Here is a 23,295-nt window from a genome sequence, read left to right as displayed (position 1 = left end):
CTCCCTGGATGCGGCGCACACATGGAAATCCGGCTCGGCCTCACTTTCGACGACGTGCTTCTATACCCGGCCGCCTCCGAGGTGTTGCCGAGCGGGGCGGACACGCGGACGCGGGTGACGCGCGGCATCTCGCTCGACATCCCCGTGCTGTCGGCGGCGATGGATACGGTGACCGAGGGGCAGATGGCGATCGTCATGGCCCAGCTCGGCGGCATCGGGGTGCTCCACCGCAACCTGACGGTCGAGCAGCAGGTCGCCGCCGTCCGTCAGGTCAAGCGGTTCGAATCGGGCATGGTCGTCAACCCGATCACCATCGCCCCCACCGCGACGCTGGCGGAGGCGCAGGCGCTGATGACCGGCAACCGCATCAGCGGCATCCCGGTGGTCGAGGCGGACGGCCGGCTCGTCGGCATCCTGACCAACCGCGACGTGCGCTTCGCCGAGAATCCGAGGCAGCCGGTCGCGGAGCTGATGACGCGCGAGAATCTGGCCGTCGTGCCCGCGAACGTCGGCAAGGAGGAGGCGCGGCGCCTGCTCCACCAACGGCGCATCGAGAAGCTGCTGGTCGTGGACGATGCGTATCGCTGCGTCGGACTCATCACCGTCAAGGACATCGAGAAGGCGGTCGCCTATCCGAACGCCACCAAGGACGGGGCCGGGCGCCTGCGCGTCGCCGCCGCCACGACCGTCGGCGACAAGGGTTTCGAGCGTACCGAGGCGCTGGTCGACGCCGAGGTCGACCTGGTCGTCATCGACACCGCGCACGGCCATAACCGCGACGTGGCGCGCGCGGTGGAGCGGGTGAAGAAACTCAGCAACGCGGTCCAGGTCGTGGCGGGCAACGTCGCCACCGCCGACGCGACCCGCGCGCTGATCGACGCGGGCGCCGACGCGGTGAAGGTCGGCATCGGGCCGGGATCGATCTGCACCACGCGCGTCGTGGCGGGCGTCGGCGTGCCGCAATTCACCGCCGTGATGGACTGTGCGGAGGGCGCGCGCGACTCCGGCGTGCCGGTGATCGCCGATGGCGGCATCCGGACGTCGGGCGATGTCGCCAAGGCGCTGGCGGCGGGCGCGTCCTGCGTGATGATCGGTTCGCTGCTCGCCGGGACCGAGGAGGCGCCGGGCGAGACCTTCCTGTACCAGGGCCGCGCGTACAAATCCTACCGGGGCATGGGCTCGGTCGGCGCGATGGCCAAGGGATCGGCGGACCGGTATTTCCAGCAGGACATCAAGGACCAGCTGAAACTCGTACCCGAGGGCATCGAGGGGCAGGTGCCGTATAAGGGTCCGGCGCGCGACGTGATCCACCAGCTGGTCGGCGGCGTAAAGGCGGCGATGGGCTATACCGGCTCGGCGACGCTGGAGGATTTGCGCGAGCGCGCGCGCTTCGTGCAGATCACGGGGGCGGGGCTCAAGGAAAGCCATGTTCATGACGTGACGATCACGCGCGAAGCCCCGAACTACCCGACTCAATGACACCCCCGGCACGCGCCCAGGCGGCGATCGAGCTGCTCGACCAGATCGTTGCGGCGGCCGAGGGGGGCGGGGCGGCGGCGGACACCCTGATCGGGCGCTATTTCGCGACGCGCCGTTATGCGGGATCGAAGGATCGGCGAGTGGTGCGCGAGCTGGTCTACCGCGCGATCCGGCGCTGCGGCGAACGGCCGGCGAGCGGACGCGCAGCCTTGCTGGCGGTGGCGGGCGACGATGCGGAGCTTGGCGCCGCGTTCGACGGATCGGGGCATGGGCCCGCGCCCATCGCGGCGCAGGAGCGCGGCGCGGAGCCGGGGCTGGCGCCGGCCTGGCTGCTCGACCTGCTGCGCGCGAGCGGATTGGGGCAGGACGAGCTTCCCGCGCTCGTCGATCGCGCGCCGCTCGACCTGCGCGTGAACCGGCTCCGGGCCGAGCCCGACGAGATCGCCGCGCAGCTCGCCGGGGCGGAGGCGATCGCGGCATTGCCCGATGCGCTCCGCCTCCCGGCCGGAACCGATGTCGCCGCGCTCGCCGGGCTGGCCGAGGTGCAGGACGCCGGCAGCCAGGCGGTCACGCTCGCCAGCGTCGCGCAACCCGGCCAGCATGTCGTCGACCTGTGCGCGGGCGGGGGCGGGAAGACGCTCGCGCTCGCGGCGATGATGGGTAGTCAGGGCGCGATCCTCGCCTGCGACACCGATCGCGGACGGCTCCAGCGGCTCCCGCCGCGCGCCGAACGCGCAGGCGTCACGATCGTCGAGACGCGGCTGCTCAACCCCGGACGCGAGCTGGAAGCGCTCGGCGAATGGCGCGACGGCGCCGATTGCGTGCTCATCGACGCGCCCTGTTCGGGAACGGGCACCTGGCGGCGCAATCCCGAGGCGCGGTGGCGGCTGACGCCTGCGCGGCTGGAACGGCTGGTCGCGACCCAGGCGCATCTGCTCGCGGTGGCGGCGGAACTGGTGCGGCCGGGCGGCACGCTGGTCCATGTCGTCTGTTCGCTGCTCGACGCGGAAGGGCGCGGGCAGGTGCAGGATTTCCTGTCCGCACATCCGGGCTGGACCGCGGATCGGCCCAAACTCGGCTTCGGGCGTCCGCATGGTCTGGGGCTGCGGCTTACCCCGGCGTACGACCGGACCGACGGTTTTTTCGTCGCGCGCCTCAAAAGGCCATGCTAGCCAGTCGATCGTGCCGCAACTGGAGTGGATCATGCGCGTATCGTCCGTCGCCATCGCCGCCGCGCTGACGCTGGCGTCGCTGTCCACCTCGCTCAGCGGGCAGCGCCCCGATGACGAGATAGACCCCCGCTCGACCGCGCTCGTCGCCCAGGCGCGCGCCGCGCGCGCGGCGGGCCAGCTGGAACGCGCGACCGACCTGCTCGAGACGGCGGTGACGGTCGACCCGCGCAACCGTGCCGGCTTCCTGCTGCTGGCGGCGGTGGCCGACCAGCGCGACCTGCCGGGCAAGGCGATCCGCCTCTACCGCGAGGCGTTGCTGCTCGAACCCAACGACGTGGCGGCGCTGCGCGGGCAGGGCGAGGCGCTGGTCAAGAAGGGCGCGGTCGCGCGCGCCCGCGACAATCTCGCGCGCATCCGTACGCTCTGCAAAGGCAATTGCCCGGAGGCGGTGCAACTGACGGGCGTGATCGCCAAGGGTCCGCCGGTGACCACAGCCGCCGCGACGCCACCTCAGGCGAAGACCGAGGGCAATCCCTAGGGCCGCATCGCCCGGGCGACCGCGACCCAAGCCGCTACCGGCACCGTTTCGGCGCGTCGGGTAAGCTCGATCCCGACCGCCTCCATCGCCTCCAGCGCGCCCGGCACGCCGCGCAGCGACTGGCGCAGCATCTTGCGGCGCTGCCCGAACGCGGCAGCCGTCAACCGTTCGAGCAGCAGGGGATCGACCCCGGCGGGCGCCTCGAACGGGGTCAGGTGCACCACCGCCGACATCACCTTGGGCGGGGGGGTGAAGGCGGATCGGTGGACCGGCATCGCGATCCGCGCGTCGCTCCGCCACTGCGCCAGCACCGCCAGCCGGCCATAATGATCGGTGTCGACCCCCGCGACGATCCGCTCGGCCACCTCGCGCTGAAACATCAGCGTCAGCGATCGCCACCAGGGCGGCCAGGGTCCCGACAGCCAGCCGACGAGCAGCGCGGTGCCGATATTATAGGGCAGATTGGCGATGATATGTGCCGGCCCGGCGAACAGCCCCGGCGCTTCGATCTGGAGCGCGTCGCCCTCGATCAAGCGCAGCCGGCCGGGATAGGCGTCGCCCAGCTCGGCGAGCGCCGGGATGCACCGCCGGTCGCGCTCGATCGCGGTCACGCGCGCGCCCGCCGCCAGCAGGGCGCGCGTGAGGCCGCCGGGGCCGGGGCCGACTTCCAGCACCTCGGCATCGGTCAGGTCGCCGGGCACAGCGGCGATGCGCGCGAGCAGCTGGCCGTCGAACAGGAAGTTCTGCCCCAGCGCCTTGGACGCCTGGAGCCCGTGCCGCGCGACCACCTCGCGCAGCGGCGGCAGGTCGCTCACGCTGCGTAGGCGGTCGCGAAGCGTCGCTCGGCCGCCTGATGGGCCATCGCGATCGCCGCGATCATCGCGCCGGGATGCGCCGCATCACGCCCGGCGATGGGAAAGGCGGTGCCATGGTCGGGGCTGGTGCGGACGATCGGCAGGCCGAGGGTGAAGTTCACGCCCTCGTCGAAATGGAGTGTCTTGAGCGGCACCAGCGCCTGATCGTGATAGCAGCAGATCGCGGCGTCGTAACGCTCGCGGGCACGGGGGTGGAACATGGTGTCGGCGGCGAGCGGCCCGGTCGCGTCGACCCCTTCCGTCTGGAGGATCGCGATCGCGGGCGCCAGAATGTCGATCTCCTCGCGTCCCAGCGCGCCGCCCTCGCCCGCATGGGGGTTGAGCCCCGCAAAGGCGAGGCGTGGGGCGGCGATGCCGAAATTCTTGGCGAGCCCACGTACCGTCGCGCGCGCCTTGGCGAGGACGAGGTCGACCGACAGCGCGCCCGGCACCCGCGCGAGCGGGATATGGGTGGTGATCGGCACCACCCGCAGGCTCGGCCCCGCGAGCATCATCACCGCGTTTTCGGGCGAGACCCCGCACCGCTCGGCGACGAATTCCGTCTGGCCGGGATGGGTGAAGCCGATCGCGTAGAGCTGGGCCTTGGACACCGGCCCCGTCACCAGCGCGCGCGCGGCGCCCGACTGGGCCAGCCCGGCGGCGATCTCCAGCGAGGCGAGCGCGCAGCGCGCGCCCTCGATATCAGGCAGGCCGGGGGTGATCTCGTCGGCATTGTCGACGGCGAGCACGGGCAGCGCGCGGCCGAACACCGCCAATGCCTCGTGCAGGTCGCGCACGACCGACACGGGCCCGCGCCATACCCGCGCCACGGCTCGTGGATCGCCGACCGCGACGAAGGGCGGCAAGCCGCGATCGAGCCGCGCCGCCCACGCCTTGCCGACGATCTCGGGCCCCACGCCCGCCGGGTCACCCATCGAAACGACCAGGGGCGCGGCGGGAAGCGGCATCTCAGCGATACTCGACCACCGCGTCGCGACGCAGGTCGCGCAGCTTCTGCGTCGCGCGCAGATTCACGCGGGTCTGTTCGAGCTGGTTCTGGATCTGGTCGGCGCGCGGCAGCTGGCCCGTCGTCGGATCGTCGCGCCCGCACAGCACCAGCGCGCGCACCCCCTCCTGCGGGGTGCCGAAGGGCGGGGTCGACTGGCCGATCTGCAGGTTCAGCATGATCTCCTGCAGCTGGGGCGGCAGGTCGCGGACGCGGACCGTGTCGTTGTCGACGACCTCTGCGTTGAGCGTCGCCGCGACCCGGTCGACGGTGCCGCAGCCGCGCAGCGCCTGGGTCGCCGTCGCGAAGGCGGCGGCGCGCTTGGTCGCGTCCGCCTGGGTCGTCCCCTCCGGGAACCGCACGGTGAGCTGCTTCAGGCTCAACCGCGAGTCGCGCGGGTCCGCGGTCAGGATCTGGCGGCGATCGGTCAGGAACAGGATCGACAGGCCGCCCGGAACCTCGATCGGGCCGGCGACCTGACCCGGCTGCATCTCGGCCGCGGCTTGCGCCAATTCGGCGGGAAGCTGGTCGGCGCGTACCCAGCCCAGATCGCCGTTGACGGCGCGCGTCGACGCTTCGGAAAAGCTGCGCGCATAATATTCGAAAGGCTGCGTGCCTTTCTGGATGTCCGCTATAATCCGGCGAGCATTGGCATTGGCCTCGGCCGCGCGCTCGGCGGGCGCGGCGAGGTAGATTTCCTTGATGCTGTATTCGGTCGTCCCCTTCGCGGCTTCCAGCCGCGCGAGAATCGATTTCACCTCCTCGTCACCGACATTGACCGAGGGTTCGATCTGGCGGCGCAGATAACGCTGCCAAGCCAGTTCGCCCTCGATCTGGCGGCGCAGCGAGCGCTCCGACGATCCCGATGCGCGCAGGAATTCGCGGAACTTGGCGGGCGGCTGCTTGAAGTTGGCCGCGATCCGATCGAAGCTCTGGTTGAGCTCCTCCGGGCTGACCGTGATGTCCTTGGTCTTGGCTTCCTGGATCTGCAGCGTCTCGTCGATCAGCTGGCGCAGCACCTGCAGCTTGAGGCGATCGCGCTCAGCATCCTCGATCTTGACGTTGTTGGCCGCGCCGATCAGCGCAACCCGCTGGTCGACATCGGTGCCGGTGATCACCGCCTCGTTGACGATCGCGGTCGCCTTGCGGACATTGGGGTCGACCTTGCCGAAGATCTGGAGATTGGACGGGATGTCCAGCCCGCCCGTGCTCGGAACGCTGTCGTCGGCCACGGTCCGATCCGAAGCCGCAGGCGCGGAGCCAGCGGGCGCGGGACGACTGGGCGCCGCGCGATCGCGCGCGGAACCGCTCGGGCTGGTCTGCGCGACGCTCATCCCGGCCCCGGTCAGGCCGATCGCCAACGCCATGCCCACCGCGCGGGCGGTCCGCGACTTGCCCCGATATTGCTTCACGCTCATCACCTGTCTCGATATCGCCGATACGCATCCGGGCGCCCCGAACGCCCCCGCGTCCTGCCCGACCCCGTCATGCCGGGGCTTCGCTGAACGGCGGCTTAGCGGCCCAGGTTCGTCAAGGCCAGCGTCAACAGGAAGCTGTTGCCCGCACGCGCGTCGCCCGTCGCCTGGTAGTTGCGGCGCCAGGTCACCCCCAGCCTCAGGCAGTCATCCTCATATTCGACGCCCAGCCGGTGCCGGATCGGGTCGAACCCGTCCGCGACCGACAGCGAGTCCTCCTCGCGGTCGGTCAGGTCGACGACCGCCGACCCGAAGGCCGACCAGAAGCGCGTCACTTGCACGCGGCCGGCGACCCGCACCTCCTCGCGGTCCTGGAGATCCTCCGTCTGCGGCGCGATGTCGCGGTTGAGCCGCAGATAGCCGAGCAGCGCATAGGTGGCGCGGGTCCCGATCGTGGCGTCGACCTCGCTGCGACGCACCGCGAAATTGTCCTTGTCGAGGCGAAAGCGGTGGTTGAGCGACACGAAGTCGCGAAACCGCACCTCCATGCGCCCGACATAATCGGACCAGCGGTCGCTCAGCCCCGTACCCTCGAAGAAGATGCCGGGGCGCTCCGTCAGGCGATAGCTCTGCCCGACCAGCGCGTCGATCGACACGCCCGGCACGTTGGCGATCCATTGCACGCCATAGGTCGCGCGCGACGAATCCTCGAACCGGTCGTAACCGGGGAAGCGGTTGAGCGCGAACAGGTTCGAATCCTCCAGATCGACCGCGCGCGAATCCTCGTTGGGGATCGACAGATTGGCGATGCGCGGCGACGCGACGACCTGGACGCGCGGGATCAGCCGCTGCGTACCGCCCAGAAACGGGCCGACGAACGGCCAGCGCACGTCCACCGCCAGCGCGCCGATCGCGCGGTGGCTGAACCCCTCCGTGCCGCGATAGCTCTCCACCGCCGTCGAAAGCGTGTCGTCGGCGTTATAGGCGTCGGCGCGCGCATAGGCGGTGAAAGTCACCTCCTGCCCCATGGTCGTCAGGCGGCGCAGGTCCCAGCGCAGGCTGGCAAAGGCGCGCTGCGTGTCCTGCCCGGCGGTGCGGGTCAGCGCCAGCGTATTGAGCTGCGCCTCGACACGCCCGCCGAGCAGGCCGTCGTCGAAGCGGCGCCGATAATCGATCTCGGGAAAGGCGATCGGCTGAAGCCCCTGGCGATCGTCGACGCGCAGCGTCTGCACGGCCCAGCCGGTGATCGACAGATAGCTGTTCGGGTCGATCCGCTCCAGCTTGGCGGTGCTCCGCAGCCGGTCGTCGCGCGACAGGTCGTAGCGGCGCAGGAAGGTACGGTCGCTGGCGAGGCGGAGCGATCCGCTCGCAGTCCATTCGGGCGACAGCTGATAGCGCGCGATTCCGTCTATATAGCCGCGCGGTCCCATGCTGGTGTCGTCGGATCGTTGCACCGTCAGGTCGTCGGCGCGGCGGCTGGCGGTGATGTAGCCGCCGATCCGGAACGCCCCCAGACGATCGAGTTGCCGATATTCCGCACGCAGCATCGGCAGCACGCTGGTGAAGACGGTTGGCGCCACCAGCAGCCCGCGATCGGGCGCAAGCCGGAAATAATAGGGCACGGTCACATCGATGCCGTTCGCCCGGCTATAGCCGATATCGGGCGCCAGAAAGCCGTTGTCGCTGCCCCCGCCGATCGCGGTCGAGAAGCTGGGCAGGGGCACCACGGGCAGCCCGAACAGGTGAAAGCTCGGCCGGGTGAAATAGACGCGCGAGCGATCGGGCCGATAGGCGATCCGCACCGCCGTCACCTTCCAGGACGGTTCCTTGGGGCAGTTCTCCGCATCGACGACCGCGCACGGGCTATAGGCCGCGCGGTCGAGCAGAAAGGTCCCGCTCGCTTCGCGCGTTCCCTTGTCCGCGGCCAGGCGCCCCCCCTGTTCGAGGACCACGAGCAGATTGTCGACCACGCCGTCCTTCAGCGAATCGGTGAGCTCGATCGTGTCGCCATAGGCCACGTCGCCGGCGGGGTTGGCGATCGCGACCCCGCCCGTCGCGACGACCTGGCCGGAGGTGCGGTTCCAGGTGACGCGGTCGGCGCGCAGGCGATCGCCCGCGCGTGTCATGCGGACCTCGCCCGTCGCGGTCACGATCTCCGCGTCGATGTCATATTCGATCTGCCCGGCGCTGAAGCGGATCTGGTCGACGCTCGCGGGAGCGTCCGACGCGGGCACGGGCGCGGCAGGAATAGCCGGCGAACCGGACGGCCGGTTCCGAAGGTCCTGCGCCGACGCGGGCGCCGCGCCGACAAGCGCACAGGCGAGGACGGAACCCGCCAACAGGTGGAAACGCGACACGGACAGGAGCTTCGACCCTTTACCTGCTTCCCGGACGCCCGCCCTGATCGCGCGCCGCCGAGCGCCTGCCTATCGCACCGGCACACGCACACCGCAATCGCGCGCTTTGCGCGCGCGGTTCGCTGGCCTAGGGGACCGGGATCATCATCGTCGAGGGCGCAGCACCCGTGTCAATCCAGATCAAGTTCCAGCCCACCCTTCCCGAAACCGCCGGCGCGATGATCCTTCCCGTCGGGAAGGACGGCCTGGACCGCGTGAGCTGGGGCGCGCACGACGTGTTGGGCGCGCTCGCCTCTACAGCCGCGACCGCGAGCCGCTTCACGGGCGAGGCGGGGTCGACGCTCGAGCTGTTCGCGGGCGATCCGGTACGTCACTTCGTGCTGCTGGGGACCGGCGGCGGGGACGAGCCCGATTGGGAGAAAGCGGGCGGGGCACTGACCGCGCGGTTCCTGGCCTCGGGTGCGACGGCGGTCGCGGTCGACCTGTCCACGCTTCCCGCCGCGCCGACCGCCAAAGCCGTCGCGCGCTTCGCGGCGGCGGCGGCGCAGCGCGGGTGGCATCACCACGCCTATCGCACCAAGCTGCCCGAGAAATCGAAGCCGACCCTGACACAGGTCGTTGTCGTCGGCGCCCCGGACGGAGCCGAACAGGCCTGGGCGCACCAGTTCGCGGTGACGGGCGGGCTGGCGCTCACCCGCACCCTCGTCACCGAGCCGCCCAACGTGATCTATCCCGAAAGCTTCGTCGCCCATGTCCGCGCCGAGGTCGAGGGACTGGGGCTGGAGATCACCGTGCTGGACGAGGCCGCGATGGCGGAGCTCGGCATGGGCGCGCTGCTCGGCGTCAGCCAAGGATCGGCGCGCGAGGCGCAGGTGCTCGCGCTCAAGTGGAACGGGGCGGGCGGCGGCGATCCCGCGCTGGCGCTGGTCGGCAAGGGCGTGACCTTCGACACGGGCGGCATCTCGCTCAAGCCCGGGCCCGGCATGGAGGACATGAAGTGGGATATGGGCGGCGCGGGCGCGGTCGTCGGCGCGATGAAGGCGCTCGCCACGCGTAAGGCCAAGGCCAACGTCGTCGGCGTGTGCGGGCTGGTCGAGAACATGCCCGACGGCGCCGCCCAGCGGCCCGGCGACGTCGTGACCTCCATGTCCGAGCAGACGATCGAGATCCTGAACACCGACGCCGAGGGACGGCTGGTGCTCGCCGACATCATGACCTGGGTCCAGCGGACGCACCGGCCGGGGACGATCGTCGACCTGGCGACGCTGACCGGCGCGATGATCGTCAGCCTGGGCAGCGAGCATGGCGGGCTGTTCGCCAATGACGACGCGCTCGCCGACCAGCTGCTCGCGGCCGGGCTCGCGACCGGCGACAAATTGTGGCGCTTCCCGCTCTCGCCCGCTTATGACAAGATGATCGACAGCCCGATCGCGGACATGAAGAACATCGGCGGCAAGGGCGCGGGGTCGATCACCGCGGCGCAGTTCATCGGTCGCTTCGTCGAAGAAGGCGTCCGCTGGGCGCATCTCGACATCGCCGGCATGGTCTGGGCCGACAAGGCGGGGTCGACCTATGACAAGGGGGCGACCGGATACGGCGTGCGGCTGCTCGACCGGTTCGTCGCCGACAATTTCGAAGGGTGACGGGCAGGGCGCATGCAGGTCGACTTCTACCACCTCACCGCCCAGCCGATCGAGCGCGTCCTGCCCCAGATCGCCGAAAAGGTCGTCGCGACGGGCGGGCGACTGCTGATCGTCGATGCCGACGAGACGCGGCGCGACCGGATCGACCGGTTCCTGTGGGAATATAGCCGCGAGGGTTTCCTGCCCCATGCGGTCGCGGGCACGGGCGACGACGCGGCGCAACCCGTGCTGATCGCGCCCGACACCCGGGCCGGGAACGCCGCGCGCCACGTCGCGCTCGCCGATGGCCGCTGGCGCGACGAGGCGCTCGGCTTCGACCGCGCCTTCCTGTTCTTCGACGAGGAGCGCGTGGGCGACGCCCGCGCGGCGTGGAAGGGGCTCGCCGCCACCGATGCGGTCCAGCGCCGTTACTGGAAGCAGAACGAGGCGGGCCGCTGGGAGCAGGCGGCGTGAGAGTTGCGCGGCGCTCCGCGCACCTCTAGGGCTCCGCGCCATCCCGCACCCGCAACGAATATAGGAGCCCGTGACCATCATGGCCGCGACCAGAACCTTTTCGATCATCAAGCCCGACGCCACCCGCCGCAACCTGACGGGCGCGGTCACCAAGATGCTGGAGGAAGCCGGTCTGCGCGTGGTCGCCTCCAAGCGCCTCCGGCTCTCGCGCGAACAGGCCGAAGGCTTCTACGCCGTCCACCGCGAGCGGCCCTTCTTCGGCGACCTGGTGTCGTTCATGATCTCGGGGCCCGTCGTCGTCCAGGTGCTCGAAGGCGAGAACGCCGTGCAGCGCAACCGCGACGTGATGGGCGCCACCAACCCCGCCAATGCCGACGCCGGCACGATCCGCAAGGAACTGGCCGAGTCGATCGAGGCCAATTCGGTTCACGGTTCCGATTCGGAAGAAAATGCCGCGACCGAGATCGCCTATTTCTTCAAGCCGGAAGAGATCGTGGGTTAAAAGGCCGGGGCTGATGAACTGGCGGCTGCGGCGAGCGGAGGCGGGTGACGAGGCCGCGCTCGCGCTCGTCGCCGCCGCCACCTTCCTGGAGACCTATGCGGGCATCGTGTCGCGCGACGACATGCTCGCGCACTGCGCGACGAAATGCTCGGCGAGCCATTTCGCGGGGTGGCTGGCGCGCGCGGATCATCTGGTGTCGCTAGGCGAGCATCCGGACGGCGGCGCCCCGCTCGGTTTCACGGCGCTGACCCCGCCGGATTTTCCCATCGCGTTCGGACCCGAGACGATCGAGCTGCGCCGCATCTACGTGCTCGCGCCCGCTCATGGATCGGGGCTGGGCAAGGCGCTAATGGACCGCGCCGTCGCCGATGCCCGCGCGCTCGGCCGGACGCGGCTGGCGCTCGGCGTGCATCCCGGCAATGCGCGCGCACGGACCTTCTACGAACGCAACGGCTTTCGGATCGTCGGCGAGCGCCGCTTCCAGGTCGGCGAGGCGCTGTTCACCGATCCGGTCTACGCCCGCTCTATCTAGCGGCCGCCGCCAGCTCGCGCGCCCAGAGCGCGTCGATCCGCGCCCGGCTTCCGCCAAGCTCGCGCAACCGCGCCGCCGTGATCGTGAGCATGCGTCCGCCGATCAGCCGTCCCTCGGTCGCCCAGGCGATATCGACGATCGCCGACCCGCTGCGCCGCGTGTCGCCGTCCAGATAGGTCGCGCTGACCAGCACCGGCAGCCGCCCCTCGCGCGCGTCGGCGCCGCCGTCGGTGGCCTTGAGCAGCGCGCCCTCGAACCAGTCGCGCTCGATCGCCGCCGCGGCGACCGGTCGCCTGTCCGCGACGCCGAGTATCTTTGGAAAAGCGGCGACCACCTCCTGCAACTCGTGCCGGGGGTCGCTCAGTACCACGCGGCGCCCGTCCTCGACGCTCGCGCGCAGGTCGAGCCGGGCCCGCGCCTTGTTCGCGCCCAGGGCGGCGGCCTGCTTTTCCGCGGCCGCTTCGCGTCGCTCCGACCAGTTGCTCCAGAAGCCGAGCGCGGCGAGCACCAGCCCCGCGATCGCGACGAATTCGGCCAGGTTGATCCAGCGGCGCTTGCGGCGCGTCTCCTCGCTCACCGTCCGCCCGCCTCGAGCAGCCCGGCGGGGGCGGCCAGTTCCCAGCTCCGCGCGATCCGGTCCTCGACGAGCGTCCAGTCGGCCCCCTCGCCGAGATCGACCGCGACCCAGCCCTTGAGGCCCAGATAAGCGGGGCGCGAATAGGTGTCGGGATCGGCCTCGATCAGCATCGCCTGCTCGTCGGTGCCGCTCGTGCGCACGCAGACGACGATGCGGCCGTCGCCATGATGGTCGGCCCGTACCTGCGCGAATTGCCGGTCGCGCACGAAGAAGGTGGGCTGGCCGTGCGAGGGCCGCTCGCTCACCTCGGGCAGCAGCATCGCGGTCGCGCGGACGCGGTCCAGGGCTTGGGTCATCGCGTGACGAACTCCGACAAGATGCGGGGGTAGAGGAGGTGTTCCGCGATCAGCACGCGCGCCGCCAGCGTGTCGGGCGTGTCGCCCCGCTCGACCGGCACGCGCGCCTGGCCCAGCACCGCGCCGCCGTCGAGTTCCTCGTTCACCAGATGGACCGAACAGCCCGCCTCCCCATCGCCGGCGGCGATGGCGCGGGCATGGGTGTCGAGGCCCTTGTAGTTGGGCAGCAGCGAGGGATGGATGTTGACGATCCGTCCCCGCCACGCGGCCACGAAGTCGTCCGACAACAGGCGCATATAGCCGGCCAGCGCGATCACCTCAACGCCCGCGTCCCGCAGGGCGCGGTCGAGCGCGGCCTCATAGGCAGGCTTGCCGATGCCCTTGGGCGACAGCGCGAAGGTCGCCAGCCCCCGCGCCGCCGCCCAGGCGATCCCGGCGGCGTCGGGCTTGTCGGACGCGACCATCGCCACCTCATAGCCGCGCGCCCGTTCGACCAGCGCCATCATGTTCGATCCCCGGCCGGACAGCAGGATGCCGACGCGCGTCACGCGTCAGGCCTCATGCGTCGCGGTCCAGTCCGCGCGCGCGCTCCACGTCTCCGTCGATCCGCGCACGGTGCAACCGCGCGGGCCCGCCTCGACGCGGCCGATCGCGAACACCGTCTCGCCCGCCGTCTCCAGCGCCGCCGTCACCGCATCCGCCTCGTCGGTGCCGACCACGACCGCCATGCCGATGCCGCAGTTGAAGGTCCGCGCGAACTCCTCGGGCTCGATCAGTCCCTGCGCCTGGAGAAAGGCCATGAGCCGCGTCTGCGGCCAAGCGTCGGCGTCGATCACCGCATGCGTACCGCCCGGCAGCACGCGCGGGATATTCTCCAACAGCCCGCCGCCGGTGATATGCGCCAGCCCCTTGATCCGGCCCTCGCGCAGGAGCGGCAACAGGCTCGCGACATAGATCCGCGTCGGCGCCAGCAGCGTGTCGATCAGCAGATGGTCCTGGTCGACCGGCGAGGGCCGCCCGAGCTTCCAGCCCCGATCCGCCGCCAGCCGTCGGACGAGCGAATAGCCGTTGGAATGCACGCCCGACGACGCCAGTCCCAGGATCATGTCGCCCGGCGCGATGCGGTCCCCGGTCAGCAGCCGGTCGCGCTCGACCGCGCCGACGCAGAAGCCCGCCAGGTCATAATCGCCGGGCGCGTACATGCCGGGCATTTCGGCGGTCTCACCCCCGATCAGCGCGCATCCCGCCTGACGGCATCCCTCCGCGATCGAGGCGACCACCCGTTCGGCGATGGCGGGGTCGAGCTTCCCGCACGCATAATAATCGAGGAAGAAGAGCGGCTCGGCGCCCTGGACGATCAGGTCGTTGGCGCACATCGCGACCAGGTCGATGCCGACTCCGGCATGGCGATCCCATTCGATCGCCAGCTTCAGCTTGGTGCCGACCCCGTCATTGGCGGCGACGAGCAGCGGATCGACGAACCCCGCCGCCTTCAGGTCGAACAGGCCACCGAAGCCGCCCAGCTCGGCGTCGGCGCCGGGTCGCCGCGTCGCGCGGGCGAGCGGCCCGATCGCGCGCACCAGCGCATTGCCGGCGGCGATCGAGACGCCGCTATCGGCGTAGGTGTAGGGCTCGCTGTCATCCATCGCTCAAGCGCCTAGCCAGAACGCGCTTGGATTTCCACGCCCGCTTCGCCAAAAGGCGCCCCATCATGCATTCGCCCCGATCGACGCCGGTCCGCCTTGCCGCGGCCGCCGCACTCCTCGCCGCCGCCGGGGCCGGCCTCGCCCAGATCGAGGGCGGCGACCGCGGGGTCGCGCCGATCGACAGTTCGGGCGACTTCGAGGTCAGCGGGGTCACCGTGGACGTCGCCGCGAAGACGCCCGACGCCGCGCGGCTGGGCGGCTGGCGCATCGCCCAGCGCAAGGCGTGGACGCAGCTTTCCGGGCGCTTAGGGGCGGGCGGAGCGGGCGTGTCGGACGGCACGCTCGACCAGCTCGTCTCGGCCATCGTCGTCGAACGCGAGCAGATCGGCCCGACGCGCTATGTGGCGCGACTGGGCGTGTTGTTCGACCGGGGGCGGGTCGGCTCGCTGCTGGGCATCGCTACCGGCGGGGCGCAATCGGCACCGATGCTCGTCATTCCCGTTCAATATTCGGGCGGGGTAGGCCAGGTGTTCGAGGCGCGGACCGAGTGGCAGCAGGCCTGGGCGCGCTACCGCACCGGCAACAGCATCGTCGACTATGTGCGACCCGCGGGCACGGGCGCCGATCCGCTGCTCCTCACCGCCGGGCAGGTGAGCCGCCCCGGCCGGCGCTGGTGGCGCGCGATCATCGACCAATATGGGGCGTCCGACATACTGATCCCGGTCGTGCGGCTTTATCGTCAATATCCCGGCGGCCCGGTCGTCGGCGCGTTCGAGGCGCGCTGGGGCCCCGATAACAGCTATCTGGGCGGCTTCTCGCTCCGGGTCGGGAGCGCGGCGGGCCTGCCGCAGCTGCTCGACGCCGGGGTCGCGCGGGTGGACCAGCTCTACCAGTCCGCGCTCCGCAACGGCGTGCTGCGCGCCGATCCCACATTGTCGCCGCCGCCCAGCCCGACGCCGACCCCGACGCCGACCCCGACGCCGGGCGCGACGCTCGACGCCGTCATCCGATCGCTCCCGGCGGACGGCTCGACCCCGGCCGGGGCGGGGATCCCCGTCACCGTTCAGTTCGAGACGCCCGACGCCGGCGCGGTGGCCTCGATCGAAGGCTCCGTGCGCGCGATACCAGGCGTGCGATCGGCGACCACCACGTCCCTCGCGCTCGGCGGCGTGTCGCTGATGCGGTTGACCTATGATGGCGATCCGGCGGCGTTGGTGTCCGCGCTTCAGAGGCAGGGCTTTCAGGTCTCGGGCAGCGGACAGTCGCTCCGCATCCGTCGTGCGACGCCGGGCGTCCAACCTCCGGTCCAGCCCCGACTTCCCGACGCCACGCCCGTCGAATGAGTCAGCTCGCCCTGCCACTCGTCTGGCCGGCCGATCCCCGCGACGACGCTTTCTTGGTCGGGTCGTCCAACGAGCAGGCCGTCCGCCGGCTCGATCGCCCCGACGAATGGCCCGTCCGCACCGCCCTGTTGATCGGCCCGCGCAAGTCGGGACGCAGCCTGCTCGCGCGCATCTTCGCCGCCAAGCATGGCGGCGCGATCGTCGACGATGCGTCCCGTCTGCCCGAGGCCGAGCTGTTCCACGCCTGGAACCGCGCGCAGGAAGGAGGGCGACCGCTGGTCCTCGTCGCCGACCAGCGCCCGATCGGCTGGGGCTCGCGCCTTCCCGACCTGCGCTCGCGCCTTGCCGCCAGCCCGGTGGCGGAGATCGGTGCGCCCGACGACGCGCTCGTCCGGGCCCTGCTCGCGCGCCAGCTCGCGCGGCGCGGACTCGACGCCAGGCCCGATCTGGTCGACTGGCTGGCGGCGCGGATCGAGCGTAGCCACCTGGCGCTGCTGCGCGCGGTCGACGCCCTAGACGCCCGCGCGATGGAACAGCGGCGCGGGCTATCCATTCCCTTTGCACGCGCCACACTCACCGAGTCCGGGCTGCTGAGCCCGGTGGAGCCCGACCCGTCATGACCCGCCCCGCGCATCTGAGCAGACTGGCCGACGCCGACGACGATCCCTTCGCCGCGACGCCCGCCGGCCGCTATTTCAATCGCGAGCTGTCCTGGTTGGCGTTCAACCGGCGCGTGCTGGAGGAGGCGTGCAACCGCGCGCATCCGCTGCTCGAACGCCTGCGCTTTCTGTCGATCTCGGGCGCCAATCTCGACGAGTTCTTCATGGTCCGCGTCGCCGGGCTGAAGGGCCAGCAATTGCAGGAGGTCGAACGGCTGTCGGCCGACGGGATGACCCCCGTCCAGCAGCTGACCGCGATCATCGCCGAAGCCGACGCGCTGATGGCGTCGCAGCAATCGGTCTGGCGCGACCTGCGCCGTGAACTCGCCGCCGCCGACATCCACGTGCTGGGCAGCCGCCAGATCGACGACGAGGCGGCGGTCTGGCTCGAACAGCATTTCCTGCGCCAGATCTTCCCGATCCTGACGCCGCAGGCGCTCGACCCCGCGCACCCGTTTCCGTTCATGCCCAATCGCGGGCTGGCGCTGATGTTCGACCTCGTCCGCGACTCGGACGAGGAGCCGATCCGCGAGCTCGTCATGCTCCCCGCCACCATGCCGCGTTTCGTGCGTTTGCCCGGCGAGCCCGCGCGCTATGTCGCGATCGAATCGCTGGTGAAGCGTTTCTCCGCGTTGCTCTTCCCCGGATACGAGGTGCGCGGCGCCGCCGAGTTCCGCGTCCTGCGCGACAGCGACATCGAGATCGAGGAGGAGGCCGAGGATCTGGTCCGCTACTTCGCCAACGCGATCAAGCGCCGCCGCCGCGGCCGCGTCATCCGGCTGGAGCTGGAGACGGGCATGGCCGAGGGCCTGTCCTCCATCCTCAAGGACGAACTGGGCGGCAGCGGCACCATCGTCACCGAATCGGGGTCGTTCCTGGGACTGAACGATCTCGACGCGCTGGTCGAGGAGGATCGCCCCGACCTGAAATGGCCCAGCTTTACGCCCCGCTTTCCCGAACGCATCCGCGAATTCGGGGGCGACTGCTTCGCGGCGATCAAGGCCAAGGACATCCTCGTCCACCATCCGTACGAGACGTTCGAGGTGGTGATCGCCTTTTTGAAGCAGGCGGCGGGGGACCCCGACGTGGTCGCTATCAAGCAGACGCTCTACCGCGCGGGCAAGCAGTCGGCGATCATCAACGCGCTAATCGCGGCGGCCGAGGCGGGCAAGTCGGTGACCGCGATCGTCGAGCTGAAGGCGCGGTTCGACGAGGAGCAGAATCTGTACTGGGCGAGCGCGCTGGAACGCGCGGGCGTCCAGGTCGTCTACGGCTTCATCGACTGGAAGACCCATGCCAAGGTGTCGATGGTCGTCCGGCGCGAGGGCGGCGAGTTCCGCACCTATTGCCATTTCGGCACCGGCAATTACCACCCCGTCACCGCGCGCATCTATACCGATCTCAGCTTCTTCACCGCCGACCCGGACCTGGGCCAGGACGCGGCGCAGATGTTCAACTACATCACCGGCTATGTGGAGCCGCGCGCGCTCAACTGCATCGCCCTGTCGCCGCGCGACCTGCGCCCGCGCCTGATGGAGCTGATCGACGCCGAGATCGCCCATGCCCGCGCGGGCAGGCCCGCCAGCATGTGGGCCAAGGTGAATTCCCTCGTCGACCCCGAACTGATCGAGAAGCTCTACGAGGCGAGCGGGGCGGGGGTGGAGATCGACCTGGTCGTGCGCGGCATCTGCTGCCTGCGCCCGGGGGTGCCCGGCCTGTCCGACCGCATCTACGTCAAGTCGATCGTCGGGCGTTTCCTGGAGCATAGCCGCATTTGGGCCTTCGGGAACGGCGAGGCGTTGCCGAACGACGGGGCGAAGCTGTTCATCTCGTCTGCCGACTGGATGCCCCGCAATTTCGACCGCCGCGTCGAGTACATGCTCCCGATCGTCAACGAGACCGTCCACGACCAGATCCTCGACCAGGTGATGGTCGCCAACCTCATCGATAACGAACAGAGCTGGGTGCTCGGCCCGGATGGCGATTACACCCGTGTCGAGCCGGGCGACCGGCCGTTTAACCTTCACCGTTATTTCATGACCAATCGGTCGCTCTCGGGGCGCGGTGCCGCGCTGGAGACCAGCGACCAGGTGCCCACCCTGTCGCTCCGGCGCCGGCGTTGAACCTGCTCGCCCCCTTCCGCGCGGTCGCCCGGTCGCTGACCGACACGGGCCCGCGCTGGCCGCGCACCGCGATCATCGACATCGGCTCCAATTCGATCCGCCTCGTCGTCTATCAGGGCCCGGCGCGGCTCCCCGCCATCCTGTTCAACGAGAAGGTCATGGCCGGGCTTGGCCGCGGCCTCGCCGCCACCGGCGCGATCGAGCCCGGCGCGCTGCGCAAGGCCCGCACCGCGCTCGCGCGCTTCGCGGCGGTGGCGCGCGTCATGGAGGTGGAGACGCTGCGCACCGTCGCCACCGCCGCGGTCCGCGACGCATCCAACGGCGCCGAGCTGATCGACGAGGCCGACCGGCTCGGCCTGCGCGTCGAGATCCTGCCGGGCGAACAGGAAGCGCTGGCGGCCGGGGAGGGCGTATTGTCGGGCATCCCCGACGCGGATGGGATCGTCGGCGACCTGGGCGGCGGCAGCCTGGAACTGGTCCGCGTCCGGGACGGCCGGGTCGGCGAGCGCGTATCCTTCCCGCTGGGTGTGCTCCGCATCGCCAAGTTCCGCGAATGGGGCGCCGCGAGCTTCGAGCGCCATGTCGCCGCGATCGTCCGCGACGCGGGCTGGACGGGGAAGGGGCGCGGCCTGCCGCTCTATCTCGTCGGCGGATCGTGGCGCGCGCTCGCCAAGCTCGACATGGGGCTGACCGGCTATCCGCTCCCCGTCATCCACCAATATGCATTGTCGGCGTCGCGCGTCGCCGAGCTCGACGGCGCGATCCAGCACCTGTCGCGCCAGCGGCTGAAAGAGATCGCCGACATCGCCTCGACCCGCGCCGGGCTCCTCGGCGACGCCACCGCACTGCTGTCGGTGCTGCTCCGCCAGCTCGGTTGCGATCGCACGGTCGCTTCCTCCTTCGGCCTGCGCGAGGGACTGCTGTTCGGGGCGCTCGACGACGCGACCCGGCAGGAGGACCCGCTGATCGTCGCCGCGCGCGAGGAGGGGCGGCTGCTCGGCCGCTTTCCCGAACATGGCGACCTGCTCGACCGCTGGATCGCGCCGCTGTTCGGCGGCACCCCCGCCCAGGCGCGGCTGCGCCATGCCGCCTGCCTGCTCGCCGATGTGGGCTGGCACGCCAATCCCGATTTCCGCGCCGAACGCGGGATCGAGACCGCGCTCCACGGCAATTGGGTGGCGATCGACGGCGCCGGCCGCGCGATCCTGGCGCAGACGCTGAGCGCCGCGTTCGGGGGCAACACCGACGCGCCCGATCCGCTGCCCCGCCTGGCCGGGGTCCTCGACCTGAAGACGGCGGCGGCCTGGGGCCTGGCGATCCGGCTCGGACAACGGCTGAGCGGGGGTGTCGCGGGTCCGCTCAAGCGGTCGCGGCTGGCCGACGACGGCGCGGCGCTGACGCTCCACCTCGATCCCGCCGACCGCGACCTGTACGGCGAGGCGGTGGAGAAACGCCACGCCACGCTCGCCATCCTGCTCGGGCGGACGCCGTCGCTCGGCGCTTAGGCGACCTCTGTCCGCGTCATCTTCAGCTTTCCGTTCACCACCGCGAAGGCCAGCCGCCCTTCCACCAGGTCGAGCGCGTCGCGCCCGAACTGGTCGAAGCGCCACCCCTCCAGCATCGCCAGGCCGTCGCGCTGCCCGGCCGCGAGCGCCTCCAGCTCGTCGGTGCGCGCCAGCAGCTTGGACGCGACGTCGATATCGCGCGACCGGATCTTGAGCAGCAGCTTCAGCAGGTCGGCGACCAGAGAGCCCTCCTTGCCCAGCCCCGGCTTGCGATCGTCGCGTGCGGGCATCTCCGCCTCGGGCAGCGGTCCCGCGCCCTCGATCGCCGCCATCAGCCGCGCGCCGATCTCGTTATGCGCCCAGGCCGGCGACAGCCCGCGCACCTTGGCCAGGTCGGCCTGGCGCTTGGGCGCATGACCCGCCAGGTCGGCCAGCGTCTCGTCCTTGACGATGCGCCCGCGCGGCAGGTCCTTCCCCCGCGCCTCCAGCTCGCGCCACCGCGCGATCGCCTTCAGCTTGCCGAGCACATCGGCCTTGCGGCTGTTCACCCGCACACGCTTCCAGGCGAGGTCGGGGTCGTTCTCGTAATTGGCGGGGTCCGCCAGCCGCTCCATCTCCTGGTCCAGCCAGCCGCCGCGGCCGGTCTTGCGCAGCCGCTCGAGCATCTTGGGGAAGATCGCCGACAGGTGGGTCACGTCGCCGATCGCGTAATCGACCTGGCGCTCGTCGAGCGGCCGCCGCGACCAGTCGGTGAAGCGCGCGCCCTTGTCGATCTGGATGCCCAGCCAGCTGTCGACCAGGTTGGAATAGCCGATCTGCTCGCCCTGCCCCAGCGCCATCGCCGCCACCTGCGTGTCGAACAGCGGGTGGGGCGTCTTGCCGGTCAGGTTGTACACAATCTCGATATCCTGTCCGCCGGCATGGAAGACCTTCAGCACGTCCTCATTGTCCGTCATCAGGTCGAGCAGGGGTTTCAGGTCGATGCCCGGCGCCATCGGGTCGATCGCGGCGGCTTCCTCCTCGTTGGCGACCTGGATCAGGCACAATTCCGGCCAGAAGGTCGATTCGCGCATGAACTCGGTATCGACGGTGACGAAGGGCGACTCGGCCAGGCGGACGCATAGGTTGGCGAGCGTCGCGCTGTCGGTGATGAGCGGGTGTACGTGCATCGCCCGGCTCTAGCGCGGGCGGGCCGGGTTGACAAAGCGGGGCGGGGCGGGGGAAGCGCCCGCCCATGACCAGCCCCACCATGCACGCCTATCGCACTCATAATTGCGCCGCGCTCTCCACGCCCCATGTCGGCCGGACCGTCCGCCTGTCCGGCTGGGTGCATCGCAAGCGCGACCATGGCGGCGTGCTCTTCGTCGACCTGCGCGACCATTACGGCATTACCCAGATCGTGGCGGACAGCGATTCGCCCGCGCTCGCGACGCTGGAACAGGTCCGCGTCGAGTCGGTCATAACGATCGACGGCGTGGTGAAGAGCCGGTCGGAGGCGACGGTCAACACGGGCCTGGCGACCGGCGCGATCGAGGTGTTCGCGCAAGGCGCCGTCGTCCAGTCCGCCGCGCAGGAGCTGCCGCTCCCCGTCGCGGGCGAGGCGGAGTATCCCGAGGACGTCCGCCTGCGCTACCGCTTCCTCGATCTGCGGCGCGAGCGCATCCACGCCAACATCATGCTCCGTTCCCAGGTGATCGCGAGCATCCGGCGCCGGATGATCGAGCAGGGCTTCACCGAATTCCAGACGCCGATCCTGACCGCCTCCAGCCCGGAGGGCGCGCGCGACTATCTGGTCCCCAGCCGCGTCCATCCCGGCAAGTTCTACGCGCTTCCCCAGGCGCCGCAGATGTTCAAGCAGCTGCTGATGGTCGCCGGCTTCGACCGCTATTTCCAGATCGCGCCCTGCTTCCGCGACGAGGACGCGCGCGCCGACCGGAGCCCGGGCGAATTCTACCAGCTCGATTTCGAGATGAGCTTCGTCACGCAAGAGGACGTGTTCCAGGCGATCGAGCCCGTGCTCCATGGCCTGTTCTCCGAATTCGCCGACTGGCAGGGCAGGGGCCGCCAGGTCTCCGCGCTGCCTTTCCCGCGCATTCCGTACCGCGAGTCGATGCTCCGCTACGGCAACGACAAGCCGGACCTGCGCAACCCTCTCGTCATCACCGACCTGTCCGATCAGTTCCGGGGCTCGGGCTTCGGCCGGTTCGCGACGATCGTCGAGGGCGGCGACGTGGTGCGCGCCATCCCGGCGCCGAACACCGCCGATCGCAGCCGCAAATTCTTCGACGACATGAACGGCTGGGCTCAGTCCGAGGGCTTCGCCGGGCTCGGCTATGCGACCCGCAAGGGCGGCGAATGGGGTGGCCCGATCGCCAAGAACCACGGCGAGGAGGGAATGGCGAAGATCGCCGAGGCGCTGGGGCTCGGCCCCGACGACGGCGTGTTCTTCGCGGCGGGCAAGGAGGCGCAGGCGGCCAAGCTGGCGGGGCTGGCGCGCACCCGCGTCGGCGAGCAGCTGGGGCTGATCGACCCGAACCGCTTCGAATTCTGCTGGATCGTCGACTTCCCGATGTTCGAATATGACGAGGACAACAGGAAGGTCGATTTCAGCCACAACCCCTTCTCCATGCCGCAGGGCGAGCTGGAAGCGCTGGAGACCCTCGATCCGCTCGACATCCTCGCCTATCAATATGACATCGTGTGCAACGGCGTGGAGCTGTCCTCTGGCGCGATCCGGAACCACCGGCCCGAGATCATGTACAAGGCGTTCGAGATCGCCGGTTACAGCCAAGCCGATGTCGACCGCGACTTCGCGGGCATGATCAACGCCTTCAAGTTCGGTGCGCCCCCGCATGGCGGCTCGGCGCCCGGCATCGACCGCATGGTCATGCTGCTGGCGGGCGAGCCGAACATCCGCGAGGTCGTGCTTTTCCCAATGAACCAGCGCGCCGAGGACCTGATGATGGGGGCGCCTGGCCTCGTCTCGGCGAAGCAATTGCGTGAGCTTAACCTGCGCAGCACGGCGGACGGGGCGAAAGCCGGCTGACCTACTCCCCTCCCTGGAACAGGGAGGGGCTGGGGGTGGGTGGACGGGATGCGCTCAATTTCACGGTCGGCGTAGATCGGTCGCGCACC

21 protein-coding genes are annotated in these 23,295 nt (G+C 70.4%); 12 read left to right on the top strand and 9 right to left on the bottom strand.

All coding sequences use genetic code 11. The features are described from left to right. Window positions 1-21 precede the first annotated feature (21 nt). The 3 genes from guaB to VF592_RS13590 are packed head-to-tail and all read left to right on the top strand — an operon-like array spanning window position 22 to window position 3,189. Window positions 22-1,479, top strand: a complete 1,458-nt coding sequence (gene guaB, locus VF592_RS13600; RefSeq protein WP_331006162.1) for an IMP dehydrogenase — start codon at window positions 22-24, stop codon at window positions 1,477-1,479. Beyond that, a complete protein-coding gene (locus VF592_RS13595) occupies window positions 1,476-2,651 on the top strand; it encodes an RsmB/NOP family class I SAM-dependent RNA methyltransferase (RefSeq protein ID WP_331006161.1) in 1,176 nt (391 codons plus the stop codon). The genes guaB and VF592_RS13595 overlap by 4 nt, the downstream gene beginning before the upstream one ends. 31 nt (window positions 2,652-2,682) lie before the next feature. Next, window positions 2,683-3,189, top strand: coding sequence for a hypothetical protein (locus VF592_RS13590; protein WP_331006160.1), 507 nt, complete (start codon window positions 2,683-2,685; stop codon window positions 3,187-3,189). Here VF592_RS13590 and rsmA read toward each other — a convergent pair. The 4 genes from rsmA to VF592_RS13570 all read right to left on the bottom strand — a co-directional run bounded on the left by rsmA (window position 3,186) and on the right by VF592_RS13570 (window position 8,821). Further along, complete coding sequence (gene rsmA, locus VF592_RS13585; RefSeq protein ID WP_331006159.1) at window positions 3,186-4,004, bottom strand: 16S rRNA (adenine(1518)-N(6)/adenine(1519)-N(6))-dimethyltransferase RsmA; 819 nt, start codon at window positions 4,002-4,004, stop codon at window positions 3,186-3,188. The genes VF592_RS13590 and rsmA overlap by 4 nt on opposite strands. Continuing rightward, window positions 4,001-5,011: a 4-hydroxythreonine-4-phosphate dehydrogenase PdxA gene (pdxA, locus tag VF592_RS13580; RefSeq protein WP_331006158.1), complete on the bottom strand. Its 1,011-nt coding sequence runs from the start codon at window positions 5,009-5,011 to the stop codon at window positions 4,001-4,003. The genes rsmA and pdxA overlap by 4 nt, the downstream gene beginning before the upstream one ends. 1 nt (window position 5,012) lies before the next feature. After that, window positions 5,013-6,467 carry a peptidylprolyl isomerase gene (locus VF592_RS13575; protein WP_331006254.1) on the bottom strand — a complete coding sequence of 485 codons (1,455 nt, stop codon included), beginning with the start codon at window positions 6,465-6,467 and terminating at the stop codon, window positions 5,013-5,015. A 95-nt stretch (window positions 6,468-6,562) separates the two neighbouring features. Further along, window positions 6,563-8,821 (bottom strand): LPS-assembly protein LptD, encoded by a 2,259-nt coding sequence (locus tag VF592_RS13570; protein WP_331006157.1) that lies wholly within the window; start codon window positions 8,819-8,821, stop codon window positions 6,563-6,565. A 173-nt stretch (window positions 8,822-8,994) separates the two neighbouring features. Here VF592_RS13570 and VF592_RS13565 point away from each other — a divergent pair, with 173 nt between their 5' ends. The 4 genes from VF592_RS13565 (at window position 8,995) to VF592_RS13550 (ending at window position 11,951) form a co-directional block, all read left to right on the top strand. Next, window positions 8,995-10,464 carry a leucyl aminopeptidase gene (locus tag VF592_RS13565; RefSeq protein ID WP_331006253.1) on the top strand — a complete coding sequence of 490 codons (1,470 nt, stop codon included), beginning with the start codon at window positions 8,995-8,997 and terminating at the stop codon, window positions 10,462-10,464. 12 nt (window positions 10,465-10,476) lie between these two features. Next, a complete protein-coding gene (locus VF592_RS13560; protein WP_331006156.1) occupies window positions 10,477-10,917 on the top strand; it encodes a DNA polymerase III subunit chi in 441 nt (146 codons plus the stop codon). 79 nt (window positions 10,918-10,996) lie between these two features. After that, complete coding sequence (gene ndk / locus VF592_RS13555; RefSeq protein ID WP_331006252.1) at window positions 10,997-11,419, top strand: nucleoside-diphosphate kinase; 423 nt, start codon at window positions 10,997-10,999, stop codon at window positions 11,417-11,419. 13 nt (window positions 11,420-11,432) lie between these two features. Continuing rightward, complete coding sequence (locus VF592_RS13550) at window positions 11,433-11,951, top strand: GNAT family N-acetyltransferase (RefSeq protein ID WP_331006155.1); 519 nt, start codon at window positions 11,433-11,435, stop codon at window positions 11,949-11,951. Here VF592_RS13550 and VF592_RS13545 read toward each other — a convergent pair. From VF592_RS13545 to purM, 4 genes are read right to left on the bottom strand one after another with little or no spacing between them, the layout of a single operon-like run. Then, window positions 11,944-12,528, bottom strand: a complete 585-nt coding sequence (locus VF592_RS13545) for a hypothetical protein (RefSeq protein WP_331006154.1) — start codon at window positions 12,526-12,528, stop codon at window positions 11,944-11,946. The genes VF592_RS13550 and VF592_RS13545 overlap by 8 nt on opposite strands. After that, window positions 12,525-12,884 (bottom strand): MmcQ/YjbR family DNA-binding protein, encoded by a 360-nt coding sequence (locus VF592_RS13540; protein WP_331006153.1) that lies wholly within the window; start codon window positions 12,882-12,884, stop codon window positions 12,525-12,527. The genes VF592_RS13545 and VF592_RS13540 overlap by 4 nt, the downstream gene beginning before the upstream one ends. Continuing rightward, window positions 12,881-13,390 (bottom strand): phosphoribosylglycinamide formyltransferase, encoded by a 510-nt coding sequence (gene purN / locus VF592_RS13535; RefSeq protein ID WP_331006251.1) that lies wholly within the window; start codon window positions 13,388-13,390, stop codon window positions 12,881-12,883. The genes VF592_RS13540 and purN overlap by 4 nt, the downstream gene beginning before the upstream one ends. A gap of 45 nt (window positions 13,391-13,435) precedes the next feature. Beyond that, complete coding sequence (gene purM / locus VF592_RS13530) at window positions 13,436-14,530, bottom strand: phosphoribosylformylglycinamidine cyclo-ligase (protein WP_331006152.1); 1,095 nt, start codon at window positions 14,528-14,530, stop codon at window positions 13,436-13,438. A 65-nt stretch (window positions 14,531-14,595) separates the two neighbouring features. On the opposite strand from purM, the gene VF592_RS13525 reads away from it, so the two are divergent. From VF592_RS13525 to VF592_RS13510, 4 genes are read left to right on the top strand one after another with little or no spacing between them, the layout of a single operon-like run. Beyond that, window positions 14,596-15,873, top strand: coding sequence for a heavy-metal-associated domain-containing protein (locus VF592_RS13525; RefSeq protein WP_331006151.1), 1,278 nt, complete (start codon window positions 14,596-14,598; stop codon window positions 15,871-15,873). Further along, window positions 15,870-16,493, top strand: a complete 624-nt coding sequence (locus VF592_RS13520) for an HdaA/DnaA family protein (protein ID WP_331006150.1) — start codon at window positions 15,870-15,872, stop codon at window positions 16,491-16,493. The genes VF592_RS13525 and VF592_RS13520 overlap by 4 nt, the downstream gene beginning before the upstream one ends. Continuing rightward, window positions 16,490-18,655 carry an RNA degradosome polyphosphate kinase gene (locus VF592_RS13515; protein ID WP_331006149.1) on the top strand — a complete coding sequence of 722 codons (2,166 nt, stop codon included), beginning with the start codon at window positions 16,490-16,492 and terminating at the stop codon, window positions 18,653-18,655. Before VF592_RS13520 ends, VF592_RS13515 begins: the two co-directional genes overlap by 4 nt. A gap of 2 nt (window positions 18,656-18,657) precedes the next feature. Further along, entirely contained in the window at window positions 18,658-20,160 is a 1,503-nt protein-coding gene (locus VF592_RS13510) for a Ppx/GppA family phosphatase (protein WP_331006250.1), read from the top strand. On the opposite strand, the gene rnd is transcribed toward VF592_RS13510, so the two are convergent. After that, window positions 20,157-21,329: a ribonuclease D gene (rnd, locus tag VF592_RS13505; protein WP_331006148.1), complete on the bottom strand. Its 1,173-nt coding sequence runs from the start codon at window positions 21,327-21,329 to the stop codon at window positions 20,157-20,159. The two genes, VF592_RS13510 and rnd, sit on opposite strands and share 4 nt — an antisense overlap. Before the next feature lie 80 nt (window positions 21,330-21,409). Here rnd and aspS point away from each other — a divergent pair, with 80 nt between their 5' ends. After that, window positions 21,410-23,206: an aspartate--tRNA ligase gene (aspS, locus tag VF592_RS13500; protein ID WP_331006249.1), complete on the top strand. Its 1,797-nt coding sequence runs from the start codon at window positions 21,410-21,412 to the stop codon at window positions 23,204-23,206. Window positions 23,207-23,295: the final 89 nt, after the last annotated feature.

The sequence above is a fragment of the Sphingomonas sp. genome, assembly GCF_036388435.1.
In the GTDB taxonomy this organism is placed as follows: domain Bacteria; phylum Pseudomonadota; class Alphaproteobacteria; order Sphingomonadales; family Sphingomonadaceae; genus Sphingomonas.
Note: the sequence above shows the minus strand (reverse complement) of the source record. Positions and strands in the feature narration are given on the sequence as shown.